General features: G+C 48.8%; 8 protein-coding genes. 5 read left to right on the top strand and 3 right to left on the bottom strand.

Annotated features, from left to right (window positions below):
• Nucleotides 1-80: 80 nt before the first annotated feature.
• Nucleotides 81-428, top strand: a complete 348-nt coding sequence (locus ACEW9O_RS26680; protein WP_373553281.1) for a four helix bundle protein — start codon at nucleotides 81-83, stop codon at nucleotides 426-428.
• Nucleotides 429-458: 30 nt separating this feature from the next.
• Here the strand turns inward: ACEW9O_RS26680 and aroC are convergent, their stop codons facing one another.
• From aroC to ACEW9O_RS26665, 3 genes are all read right to left on the bottom strand, one after another.
• The gene (gene aroC, locus ACEW9O_RS26675) at nucleotides 459-1,544 is read right to left on the bottom strand and encodes a chorismate synthase (RefSeq protein WP_373553280.1); all 1,086 of its coding nucleotides are present in this window, start codon (nucleotides 1,542-1,544) and stop codon (nucleotides 459-461) included.
• Between the two features lie 84 nt (nucleotides 1,545-1,628).
• Nucleotides 1,629-2,447 carry a hypothetical protein gene (locus ACEW9O_RS26670; protein ID WP_373553279.1) on the bottom strand — a complete coding sequence of 273 codons (819 nt, stop codon included), beginning with the start codon at nucleotides 2,445-2,447 and terminating at the stop codon, nucleotides 1,629-1,631.
• Between the two features lie 135 nt (nucleotides 2,448-2,582).
• Entirely contained in the window at nucleotides 2,583-3,542 is a 960-nt protein-coding gene (locus ACEW9O_RS26665) for a VOC family protein (protein WP_373553278.1), read from the bottom strand.
• A gap of 75 nt (nucleotides 3,543-3,617) precedes the next feature.
• Between ACEW9O_RS26665 and ACEW9O_RS26660 the strand changes: the two genes are divergently transcribed.
• The 4 genes from ACEW9O_RS26660 (at nucleotide 3,618) to ACEW9O_RS26645 (ending at nucleotide 12,506) form a co-directional block, all read left to right on the top strand.
• Nucleotides 3,618-3,980 carry an MmcQ/YjbR family DNA-binding protein gene (locus ACEW9O_RS26660; protein ID WP_373553277.1) on the top strand — a complete coding sequence of 121 codons (363 nt, stop codon included), beginning with the start codon at nucleotides 3,618-3,620 and terminating at the stop codon, nucleotides 3,978-3,980.
• A gap of 477 nt (nucleotides 3,981-4,457) precedes the next feature.
• Nucleotides 4,458-5,507 (top strand): NAD(P)/FAD-dependent oxidoreductase, encoded by a 1,050-nt coding sequence (locus ACEW9O_RS26655; protein ID WP_373553276.1) that lies wholly within the window; start codon nucleotides 4,458-4,460, stop codon nucleotides 5,505-5,507.
• Nucleotides 5,508-5,945: 438 nt separating this feature from the next.
• Nucleotides 5,946-9,125, top strand: a complete 3,180-nt coding sequence (locus ACEW9O_RS26650; protein WP_373553275.1) for a S41 family peptidase — start codon at nucleotides 5,946-5,948, stop codon at nucleotides 9,123-9,125.
• Between the two features lie 234 nt (nucleotides 9,126-9,359).
• Nucleotides 9,360-12,506, top strand: a complete 3,147-nt coding sequence (locus tag ACEW9O_RS26645; protein ID WP_373553274.1) for a SusC/RagA family TonB-linked outer membrane protein — start codon at nucleotides 9,360-9,362, stop codon at nucleotides 12,504-12,506.
• The last annotated feature ends 20 nt before the right edge of the window (nucleotides 12,507-12,526 follow it).

Below are 12,526 nucleotides of genomic sequence, written 5' to 3'. Positions count from 1 at the left end.
AAAGTGAAAAGTGAAAAGAATAATATTTTAGTTTTAAATTTGCATTGCATCTTGTTTTTCGCCCTACAAAGTCTGATTGTATGAGTAAGGGTTCACTGAAAACCAAGAGCTATGCTTTTGCCATTCGAATTGTGAAATTGTCACAGTTTCTCCAAACAGAAAAGAAGGAATATACATTGAGCAAGCAAGTGCTACGCAGTGGCACAGCGATAGGAGCCTTGTATCGCGAAGCTGAATTCGGTCAAAGCAAAGCTGATTTTGCCAGTAAAATCAGTATTGCATTAAAAGAAGCCAATGAAACAGACTATTGGATCCATCTTTTAAAAGACACTGGCTATTTAGAACAAAAAATCTTTGAAAGCCTTGCTTCTGATTGCAATGAATTGATCGCTATGCTAGTATCCTCAATCAAAACCGTAAAAAATTAGGCTCCCGATCCGCTTTTCACTTTTCACTTTTCACTCTTCACTCTTCGTCATTCTCTGCCGCAACAAATGATCCGCCAGCACCAAAGCCGCCATCGATTCTACAATAGGCACCGCCCGGGGCAATACACAGGGATCATGCCGACCGCGTCCAGTTACCTCTACACTTTCACCTTGCATATTGACTGATTCCTGAGCCGGAATGATGGTCGCAACAGGTTTGAAGGCTACGCGAAAAGTGATGTCCATGCCATTGGAAATGCCGCCCTGGATGCCACCGGAGTGATTGGTGCGGGTTTTAATTTTGCCGTCTTCCTGGTAAAAAACGTCGTTGTGCTCCGAGCCGCGCATGCTTACTCCCGCAAAACCGGAGCCGTACTCAAAACCCTTACAGGCATTGATGCTAAGCATGGCTTTACCCAGATCGGCGTGGAGTTTATCAAAAGCTGGCTCACCGAGGCCTATCGGGCAACCTGTGATTACAGCACTAACGACCCCGCCGATGGTGTCCCCATCCTTACGCACGGCTTTGATCAGGTCGATCATTTGGACGGCCATCTCCGGGTCGGGGCAACGTACGTCGTTGGATTCAGTGAAAGATAAATCCAACTCATCCGCACTTTTTTGCAAAATCAGCGGACCAACCTGGCTTACATAGGCCTGAATGTTTACTCCATGTTGCGCCAAAAACAATTTGGCGATGGCTCCAGCTGCTACCCTGGCTGCTGTTTCACGCGCTGAAGAGCGGCCGCCACCGCGGTAGTCGCGAACGCCGTATTTTTCCTGGTAAGTAAAATCTGCGTGAGAAGGGCGGTATTTATCGGCGATATGGCCATAATCGTGGGAGCGCTGGTCATCATTGGGAATGAGCATGCCTATGGGCGTTCCAGTGCTTTTGCCCTCAAAAACCCCGGAGAGAATTTGTACGGTATCGCTCTCTTTGCGTTGGGTGACGATGGCCGATTGGCCGGGTTTGCGCCGATCCATTTCAGACTGGATAAATCCTTCATCGATGTCCAGTCCCGCTGGACATCCGTCGATAATGACCCCTATGGCCTTGCCATGTGATTCTCCAAAGGTACTGATGCGAAAGGCACTGCCAAAAATACTTCCTGCCACTTTGTGTTACTTTATTTGTTTGGATACTGGCGACAAAGATAATTGACGAGTTGATAAAATTGAACCATGCAGCTTTTAATCGCTTCAAGGTTTGGGTTTATAGCTGATCTTCCGTTCCCATTTTTCCAGCAAAACCCGCTTTTCCTTGTCTTTTTCTACTTCTACCTGGAAGCGTTTTTTTTCAATCCAGTTTCCTTGTTCATCATAGCGAAATTCATAGCTACTGTTTTCCTTGGCTGTGGCAATTTTGATCAAGTCTCCTTTTTCATTGTAGGTTTCGCCCTTGGCGGGAAAGGCTGCGGCTTGCTGTAGATCAAGCACAAAAGTATCCCGGGAAGATTCTTTGCCCAGAATGTTCATTTTTTTGATGACGTAGCGATTCCGTTCGGGCAAATACTCCGTTTCTTCGGTGCTGCCCGTCATGTTGTCGTCGTCGTCAAACTTGTCGATGACGTAAGGTTGTCCCCGGCCAACGTTTTTGATACGGGTTTCAAATCGCAGGTAACCATCTTTGCTGAACTCCCGGATGCGCACCAAAAAGCCACGGGTGTCGTAAATGTAATTTTCGGTACGTCGGTTGTAGGTGCCATCCGCGGCCCAGGTTTCAAAGATGGTCGCCTTTTTGACCCCCACGGTATTTTGATAAGTGATGGTATCTTTGCTGCGGAGTTGATCGTTTTCATACACGGCTAGGAGGATGAGTTTCTGTTCCGCATCGTAAAGCGAATGGGTACTGGTCTGTTTTTTGGTTGGAAGGTCGTGGTGGGTTTCCTGAATTTCCAGCACGGGGAGTGTACCTCGGAAATGTTCCTGATTGTTGAGGTGCAAGGCTTTGCTCAGGTTTTGCGCTTGTACAGCAAATACGCTGAACAATAAAAGTAAAGAGGTCGATATTGATTTCATAGTCTTCATAAGCTAAGGTGACTCTTTAGTGTCTAAGGTTTCTAAGGTGGTGAAAAAACATTATTTCACCACCTTAGAAACCTTAGACACTAAAGAGTCACCTTAGAAAGCGTTGGTTCTCTAAATTATTATTCCTCAGCTCAACTGCGGCAAAACCGCCTCAATCTCCGCGCGCTTCGGCTCCTCCCATTCCGGCAGATGCAAATGAGTACCCAGCTCTTCTCGCGCTTCATCCACGGTAAAACCCGGTTGCATGGTCGCCATCTCAAACCACATGCCCGCAGAAGGTTTGAAATACACCGAATGGAAATACTTGCGATCCCTGAACTCAGTAGGATTTAAGCCCAATTCCGCGATCCGCGCCTGCATGGCCAGCAGCGCCTCATCATCGGCTACTTTCCAGGCCACATGGTGCACGGTGCCAATGCCATTGCGACCCTTGTGGCTATAGGCGTCGCGGCGCATTTCCAGGTAATGGCCAGCCCCCCCGCCGTTGACGTTGAGGCGAATGCGGTTGTTTTCCTCTGCGGCTACGACCATGTTCATTTCAGCCGTCAAAAAATCAATCATGGACACCCAATGTTCCGGCGCAACCGACAACATCACGTGGTGAATTCCACGAATGGCAAAGTCCGCAATGATTTCCGGCTCGGAGGGATTCAGCCAGGGGGCACGGGTATCACTATCATCTCCCATTAGCTCAATTTGTAGGCCGGAAGGGTCGCGAAACCAGAGGAAGGGCTGCCCAAAACGTTCGCCATGGGTCAACAAAACGCCGTGGGCATGCAGGCGTTGCTCCCAAAAAAGTAAGGCGTCGGTAGGTACGGATAGCGCAGTGGTCAGGATCATTCCCGAACCTTCAGTGCCTTGCTTTACATTGGGTTGGCCTTTGTAAGGAAAGGTGGTAAAAACGGTCCCTGGTGTACCCAACTCATCGGCATAGTAAAAATGGTAGACGTGTACATTGTCAAAATTCACCGTTTTTTTCACCAGGCGCATGCCCAGCACACAGGTGTAAAAATCGTAATCCTCCTGGGCATCGTTGACGGTAGCGGTAACGTGGTGGATTCCCTGGATGAGCTTTTGGGTTTGCATGTTTGTTAGGTATTTTGTGCGCAAAGTAGGCTGAATTTTTCATAAATTTAGCCGCTCTAATCAGAAACTAACGCTATGAACGTCGAAGAAGTTTGCGCCTATTGCCTATCTAAAAAAGGAGTGGAAGAGGGTTTTCCCTTTGGTGAAACCACCATGGTGCTTAAGGTGATGGGCAAAATATTTGCCCTCGTCCCCCTGGATGCGGATGTCCAAACCATCAACCTCAAATGTGAACCCGAGCGCGCCATCGATTTGCGGGAAGAACACCCTGACGACGTTTTACCAGGTTACCACATGAACAAAAAGCATTGGAACACCGTGCATTGTGAAGCTGGGTTGAGCAATAAATTGCTACAGGAGCTGATCGATCATTCATATGATTTGGTGGTGGCGAGTTTGCCGAAGAAGTTGAGGGCGGAATTGGAGGGTTTGGTGTAAAATGAAGGGTATGGATTATTTTGCATCAATATCTGTGGGTTCAGTAAAAAGTTATGCTTTGTCTAAGAACCCCCGAAACCTAAAACCAAGATCAATTGGTTTTAGGTTGAGCATGACGATAAGCCCCACTAGGGGCGAAAGATGGGTAGAAAAAGGTGATTCTAGGAGTTTCCAAAGTCCCTTTAGGGACGTGATGTGGGTATTTTACACCGCGAGATACCCACATCACGTCCCTACGGGACTCGGGAAAACATCGGGGCTGTTGTTTTCTACCCATGTCACGCCCCTAACGGGGCTCCCGTTGCGCGAAAAAAAAGAGCCAATTCACACTTTACTAAATGGGGATTTTACTCCTGGAGCTTATTTTTTCAATAGAAATAGTAGTCGGCCAAACCTACCGAAACTGTACTCCCCTTCAGGGGTCGGGGGTTCTCAGGCTTCCATAAAATGTGCAAAAACACCCCCCAACCCAATCCCATGAAAATTGACTACCTCATCGTTGGCCAGGGTCTAGCTGGTTCACTGCTCGCGTACTTTTTAGAAAAAGCCGGTGCCTCCATTTACGTCATCGATCCCGATGGTGAAGGTTCCGCTTCTCGTCGTGCTGCTGGTTTGATCAATCCAGTCACCGGGCGCTACTTCGTCAAATCCTGGCGAGTAGATGAACTCATTCCTTTCGCCAGGCAAACTTACCGGGATTTGGAACAATTGCTTGGCGGTTCTTTTTTTCACGAACGCAGCATACTGCGGGCACTTGGTTCGGCCAAAGAAGAAAACGACTGGCTCGCCCGCGCAGGTGACCCCGGCTATCAGGCCTACATGGGCGACCACGCCAACAAAATAGAACTCGACCAGCTCCTCTACCCTACCCTGGCCTACGGTCAAACCCTACAAAGTGCGCAATTGAACGTCAGCGTTTTTTTGGATTTTTTTCAAAAACAGTTGCTGGGGAAAAATCAACTGAGTAAAAAATATTTTCATTACGGTGAACTATTTGTCACCCCAAACGGGGTTACCTACGGAGATATCGAGGCTTCGCGGGTCGTTTTTTGTGAAGGCTACGGCGGGATCAAAAACCCCTTTTTCAACTACTTGCCTTTTCGTGGCGACAAGGGCGAGGTCTTGATCGTGGAAATTCCCGGCGCGGGATTTGAGCGCATTGTCAAACAAAACAATACTTTCCTCGCCCCCCTGGGCAATGACCTGTACTGGGTGGGGGCCACTTACGCCTGGCAATTCACGGACGATCAGCCGAGCGAACAGGCACGGCAGGAATTGCTGGAGCGCCTAAAAACTGTGGTCAAATTGCCGTTTAAAATCGTCGATCACTGGGCGGCCATCCGGCCCACGGTGAAGGATCGGCGGCCCTTTTTGGGGCAACATCCTGAGTTACCATCCTTGTGGATTTTTAATGGATTGGGGACGAAAGGGGCTTCACTGGCACCGTTTTGGGCGAGGCATTTGAGTGAGGTGATGCTGGAAGGGAAGGCGATGGATGGGGAGGTGGATATTCAGCGGTTTGATTAACACACTGTCCCAGCCAGCGACCCAGCCCTGAAAGGGCGACATCCCATCAAGAAAGGGTGAAGCCCTTTCGATTTCGATCAAGTAGTCAGTGTTCACACCACCAGCCCTGAAGGGGCGACATCATACGCGGTGATGATGTCGCCCCTTCAGGGCTTCTTAACTTGAGACATTACTCGGCTCGCTAAGAATGGGCTTCACCCATTCTTGGAAGGATGTCGCCCCTTCAGGGCTAGTCCACCTTCTGGCAGATGGTGTAGAGCATCTTGGAATAGAATGGGCTGTGCCCATTCTTGAGCAGATGGCGCCTTTTCAGGGCTTGTCCAAGTTGTGTTACATGGTATACGACATCTTGGAATAAATTCAAAATTTCTACTAATTTAGTCCTCATTTAATCACCCAAACCTTTCACTAACCATGCTTCGGCATAGCTCAACAACCATGCAAAAACCAACCTGGCTGTTTTACATTTGGGCAACCGCGAGGGTTGCCCCTACAATGTTATTCATTTTAATGATGGCATTTGGCCTTTTTGCCCAAAACCAACCCGGTGCTTATTTCAGCGACCATCCCAGCCTCTCACCCGATGGCAACACCCTGTATTTCACTTACGCTGGTGACATTTGGAAGGTGCCCAGCGCCGGTGGCCTCGCTACCCGCCTCACTGCCATGGAAGGCGACGAACGATTCCCTCGCCCCTCACCCGATGGCAAGTGGCTGGCCTTCAGCGCCCAGCAATACGGCAATACCGACGTGTACCTGCTGCCCCTGGAAGGTGGCGAAATCCGCCAATTGACCTACCACGATGCCAATGACTTGGTCAGTTCCTGGTCTTGGGATAGTGGTTTTATCTATTTCACCTCTTCTCGGTACAATCGTTTCAGTGGCTACAAGGTCTCCATTGAGGGTGGCACTCCGATGCGTTTGTTCCCCCATTACCACCACACCGTCAACGACATTGCGGAGCATCCGCGTGGTGGCGAAATTTTTTTCAACGAATCCTGGGAAAGTTTCAACGCCATCTCCCGCAAGGGCTATAAAGGTGAGCACAATCCCGAGATTCAATCTTATAATCCCCGTTCCGGCGAATTCAAACAATACACCAATTGGGCGGGCAAGGATTTTGGGGTGACCTTCGATCGGCAGGGCAATTTTTACTTCATTTCCGACGAAGCCAATGGAGAGTACAACCTGTATACGCTGGAAAAAGACCGCAAAGTCAAGTTGACCGATTTCAATACTTCGATTTGGTATCCTCAAGCAAGTGCCAATGGCGAAAAAGTGGCTTTCCGCCGCGATTACCAGATTCAGGTGTACGATGTCAAGAAAAAACGGGCGGAAACAGTGGCCATCCGCATTCCCCAAAACGTTACCCTGGATCAGTTGCAGGATTTTAATGTCAAAGGCAACATCACAGCCTTCAATGTGTCGGATGATGGCAAAAAGATGGCCTTCATCGCGAGGGGTCAGGTCTTTGTGTCGGATGTCAAGGGCAAATTCATCCAACACTTGCCTACCCGGGCTGAGGGGCGGGCGCTGGAAATCCATTGGCTAAAAGACAACAAAACCTTACTCTTTACCCAAACCGTTGGGGGGTATCAAAACTGGTTTACCCTGCCAGCCGATGGAACTGGGGCCGAAAAACAAATCACCCAGGATCAGCACAACAACCGCAATTTGGCTTTCAACAGCGACAAAACCAAAGCGGTGTACATAGCAGGTCGCCAGGAAATGCGCCTGCTCGACTTGAGTACCATGGCCAGTAGCAGCTTGCTCAAAGACGAGTTTTGGGACATTGGCAGCGATGAGCCCCAATTTGGTCCCGATGACAAACACATCCTCTACACCGCCTACCGAAATTTTGAACGCGATATTTTGGTGTACAACCTCGACACCAAAAAAATCCAAAACCTGACCAATACTGGCGTAACCGAGGCCGCTCCACGCTGGGCTCCTGACGGCAAAAGCATTTATTTCAACGGCAACCTGACCCAGCCCTCCTACCCTTTTGGGATGCAAGATCCCAATCTGTACAGCATGGCTCTACGGGCCTACGATGCCCCTTACCGCTCCGACAAATTGAAAGAACTGTTCAAGGAAGAGGAGAAAAAAACGGATAAACCCGCGGCCAAAGATTCCACCGCCAAAAAGACCCCGATCCAGATCGACGAAGCTTATTTGACCGAACGCATCCAACAACTTGGGCCAACTTTGGGCAATCAGGTGGGGCCATATGTGATCCAAGTTGGTGAAAAAACCACGCTGCTTTTTGCCTCCACCCACGACGAGGGCAAAGCCAATTTGTGGAAACTGGTGCTCGAACCCTTTGAACGCCCCAAAACCGAGATGATCCAGGGTGCCACCGGTTTTGGCTTTGAAATCAGTGTAGCCAAAAACCAGTACTACCTATTAATCGGTGGCAACATCGCTACCCTCAACCTGGACCAGAACAAAACCGAAACCATTGCCATGGACTACACCTTCCGCAAAAAACTCTCCGCCGAGTTTGAGCAGATGTTTTATGAAGCCTGGGCCAACATTGAGCAGAATTTTTACGACGAAACCTTCCACGGCAAAAACTGGAAAGCCATCCGGGATCGTTACGCCGCTTTTTTGCCCCAGCTCAATACCCGTAGCGATTTGCGGCAGTTGTTGGGCGAAATGCTGGGTGAGTTGAATGCCTCCCACCTGGGTTTCACCTCCAGTGGCAGTGAGGAAGAGATTTTTTACAAAGGTCGCAGTGCTGGTACTGGCATTTTATTCGCCAACGATGATCCCTATCGGGTGGAGCGGATCGTAGCGCGTAGCCCTGCCGACCGAACCGACAAAGACATTCGCTCCGGGGATCGATTGATCAAGGTAAATGGCACCACCGTAGTGCCCCGCAACAACCGCGAGCAATACCTGATTCAACCCTCTTTGGATGAAGAAATCAGCTTGACCTTTCTGCGGGGGCAAACCGAACATACTGTCAAAATCCACCCGACCAGCACTTTTGTCATCAACGACTTACTGTACGACGAATGGGAAGCGGGTTGCCAAAAACGGGTTGATGAGCGGAGCAACAAAAAAATTGCTTACGTACACATGAAGGACATGGGCGGCGGTGCCCTGGATCATTTCCTCAAACAAATGGTGAGTGAAGGTTGGCAGCGCGATGCCCTGATTCTGGATTTGCGTTACAACACCGGGGGCAACGTACACGATAAAGTACTGCAATTTCTTTCACAAAAACCCTATCTACAGTGGAAATACCGCGAAGGGCAACTGTCACCTCAGCCAAACTTCACCCCTGGTGCCAAACCCATCGTGTTGTTGGTGAACGAGCCCAGTCTAAGCGACGCAGAAATGACTACCGAAGGGTTCAAACGCCTCAAGCTAGGTACCGTAGTGGGAACGGAAACTTACCGCTGGATCATTTTCACCAGTGGCAAGGGTTTGGTAGATGGATCTTTTTACCGCTTGCCCTCCTGGGGCTGTTATTCCCTGGATGGGAAAGACCTAGAAGTTACGGGGGTTAAACCAGATGTTTACGTAAAGAACACATTTAAAGATCGCCTCGAAGGAAAAGATCCTCAATTGGATAAGGCGATCGATTTAATTTTGGAAAAAATTAAATAAAGGGCCAACCACCTTTTGGATTGATTGAGACTGCCGCGATTTTTGCTCGCGGCAGTCTTTTTTTTACACAATAGAATTTAACTCTATTGAAATCCTCTATTTTATTCCTACATTTACCAAGTTGACGAAATTTTCTTTTTTTATTAAAAAATTTTCAAAATCTATAAAAGTATTCTTTACATTTATCGCGAATTCTCCTAATTCTTTAATAACCTATCAAACACGGCAGAACACATGAAAAAAACCAATTTACGCAACCTCCTTATACTCTTTTTGTGTATTGCAGGGGCGTGTCTCTCACCAGGTGCTTTTGCACAAACCAAAATCTCTGGTAAAGTGATTGACAAGGATACCGGGCCGCTCATCGGCGTAAGTATCTTGGTTAAAAACACCACCACAGGTACGGTTACTGACATTGACGGCGGTTTTACTTTAAATGCACCAGATGCAAACGCTACACTAGTTTTATCCTACACCGGCTACGCCACGCAAGAAATAGCCCTTGCTGGTCGCACAAATCTTGACGTCACTATGGCCGTCGACAACCTGCTGCTCAACGAAGTAGTAGTTGTAGGTTATGGTGTACAAAAAAAGGAAACCGTTACTGGAGCTGTATCCAGTGTGAAGGGTTCCGACTTGGTTAAATCTCCTGCTGTCAACGTTTCCAACTCTATTGCTGGCCGCATGGCCGGGGTAGTAGCGGTGAATGGCAGCGGGGAACCGGGGTATGATGGATCATCAATCCGCATTCGGGGTTCCAATACCCTGAACAACACCGGCGCGTTAATCGTGATTGATGGTATCCCAAACCGTGCTGGAGGTCTGGATCGTTTGAACCCCAACGACATCGAAAAAATTTCGGTATTGAAGGATGCATCAGCCGCCATCTACGGTGCCCGGGCAGCCAACGGGGTCATCCTGATCACGACCAAACGGGGTAAGGTAAGTAAGCCTGAGTTGAACTACTCTTTCAATCAAGGCTTTCAACAAGCTACCCAATTGCCAGCTCTAGCCGACGCTGCGCAGTACACCGAAATGTTGAACGATTTGGACATTTATGGTCTGCCCGCCAGCGAATGGGCTGCGGCGACTACCGCTTACAAAACTGCTGGTACTTACACCCGTCCAAACGGCCAGGTGCGCAAGGCCCCTTTCCAACCTGAGGACTTTCAAAAGTACCGGGATGGTTCTGATCCATGGGGACACCCCAATACTGATTGGTACGCTGCGACCCTAAAAGAATGGTCGCCACAACAGCGCCACAACCTGCAAATGACGGGGGGTAGTGAAAACCTCAAATACCTTGCGTCCTTGGGTTACCAGAATCAGGATGGTGCCTACATCAACTCTGCCACTGGTTATAAGCAGTATGACCTGCGCATCAACCTGGACGCCAAAATCAACGAATCCATCAGCGTGAATTTTGGTATGCTCGGCCGTCAGGAAAACAGGTTCTTTCCTACCAAACCCGCCAACGCTGTTTTCCGCATGTTGATGCGGGGTAAACCTCAGCAGCCAGCTTACTGGCCCGATGGTCGCCCTGGTCCAGACATCGAAAACGGCGAAAACCCAGTGGTCATTACGACCGATCAAACGGGTTATGACGACGATAAACGCGATTATTTCCAAACCAATGGTCAACTGGACATCAAAATCCCTGGCATCAAAGGTTTGAAATTCTCCGGTACTGCGGCGATTGACAAACTAAGCCAAAACAACAAACGTTGGGAGATTCCATGGACTTTGTACGAGCGTGGGACTGGCTTTGAAGCCGACGGCGTTACGCCCAAACTGGTAGCGGCCAAAAGAGGACCTGCTGAGCCACGACTGTCTTTGGGCAACAATACCCAATTGAATATCCTGCTTGGTGGGTTAATGACTTACGAGCGTACCTTTGGCGACCATGCCTTGACTGTTTTGGCTGGTACCAACCGCGAAACCATCTCAGGAACCAACTTTAACGCCTACCGCCGTTTTTTCATCTCTCCTGCACTTGACCAATTGTTTGCTGGGGGTGATGCCGAAAAAAACAACGGTGGTGGTGCCTTCGAGAGTGCACGTATCAACTACTTTGGCCGGGTGGCTTACAACTTTAAGGAAAAATACCTCCTGGAGTTCCTCTGGCGTTACGATGGCTCGGATATTTTCCCTGAAGAGACTCGTTACGGTTTTTTCCCTGGTGTAATGGCTGGATGGGTAATATCTTCAGAAAAATTCATGGACGCCATTCCTGCCATCACTTACCTGAAAGTGAGAGGCTCGATCGGACAAATGGGTAACGACAACATTGGTGGAGCGACCTACCAGTATCTGTCCACTTACGGTTTCAGAAGTTACATCCTCGGCAACGCGGAGACCAAAACTTTGTTTGAAGCACGTATCCCCAATGCCAACATTACCTGGGAAGTGGCCACCAATGCCAACATCGGTTTGGAAGGCGCACTGTTCAACGACAAGATCACCTTTGAGTTTGACTACTTTAACAACAAACGGACCGACATTTTGTGGACCAAAAACGCTTCTGTTCCACAATCAACAGGTTTGACTCTGCCTCGGCAGAACATTGGAGAGGTTGAAAACAGTGGTTTCGACCTCATGGTTGGCTATCGCAGCAATATTGGTGCTTTTAAGTTCAGTGTAAATGCAAATGCTGGTTACGCCAAAAACAAAATTCTGTTTTGGGACGAGTCACCCGGTGCACCTGAATGGCAGCGCACGACTGGCCGCCCAATGTACACGGTACAAGCCTACGTTTACGATGGTGTCTTCGCGACTCAGGAAGAAATCAATGCTGAGACCGTCAACTACAGCGCCATTGTTAACACCCTACGTCCTGGCGACATGAAGTACAAAGACCACAATGGCGATGGCAAAATTACGCCAGACGATCAGGTGCGTACCGATTTCAACAACGTTCCAACCCTACAGGGTGGTATCAGCCTGATTGCCAACTTCAAAGGTCTCGATTTGAACATCATGTTCCAGGGATCTGCAGGAGCAAAACAATACGTGAGCCCAGGTGAAATGGGCAACATTGGCAACTACCTGTTGGAAATGTACGAAGACCGGTGGACGGTAGAAAACCCCAGCAGCGTACACCCACGGATCGCCAATCGCAGCGACCAGTATTTCTCTGGCAACAACACCTACTGGTTCAGAAGTACCGATTACATCCGTTTGAAAAACCTGGAAATTGGTTACACCCTGCCTGAAAACTTGATCAAAAAAGTAGGGATGACCAGTACGCGGATCTATTTCAATGGTTTGAACCTGCTGACTTTCACCAAGTTCAAATCCTTTGATCCTGAAGCAAGTAGCACTACTGGCCAGTACTATCCACAACAGCGGATCATCAACGGTGGCATCACGGTTACATTCTAACATCACCCAAAAAAAATCAA

This window comes from Haliscomenobacter sp., assembly GCF_041740695.1.
GTDB lineage: Bacteria > Bacteroidota > Bacteroidia > Chitinophagales > Saprospiraceae > Haliscomenobacter.
Note: the sequence above shows the minus strand (reverse complement) of the source record. Positions and strands in the feature narration are given on the sequence as shown.

Bases quoted from the DNA above. Each gene is read 5' to 3' on its own strand.
- ACEW9O_RS26680 (WP_373553281.1), top strand. From the start codon at position 81: ATGAGTAAGGGTTCACTGAAAACCAAGAGCTATGCTTTTGCCATTCGA.
- ACEW9O_RS26670 (WP_373553279.1), bottom strand. From the start codon at position 2,447: ATGAAATCAATATCGACCTCTTTACTTTTATTGTTCAGCGTATTTGCT.
- ACEW9O_RS26665 (WP_373553278.1), bottom strand. From the start codon at position 3,542: ATGCAAACCCAAAAGCTCATCCAGGGAATCCACCACGTTACCGCTACC.
- ACEW9O_RS26660 (WP_373553277.1), top strand. From the start codon at position 3,618: ATGAACGTCGAAGAAGTTTGCGCCTATTGCCTATCTAAAAAAGGAGTG.
- ACEW9O_RS26655 (WP_373553276.1), top strand. From the start codon at position 4,458: ATGAAAATTGACTACCTCATCGTTGGCCAGGGTCTAGCTGGTTCACTG.
- ACEW9O_RS26650 (WP_373553275.1), top strand. From the start codon at position 5,946: ATGCAAAAACCAACCTGGCTGTTTTACATTTGGGCAACCGCGAGGGTT.
- ACEW9O_RS26645 (WP_373553274.1), top strand. From the start codon at position 9,360: ATGAAAAAAACCAATTTACGCAACCTCCTTATACTCTTTTTGTGTATT.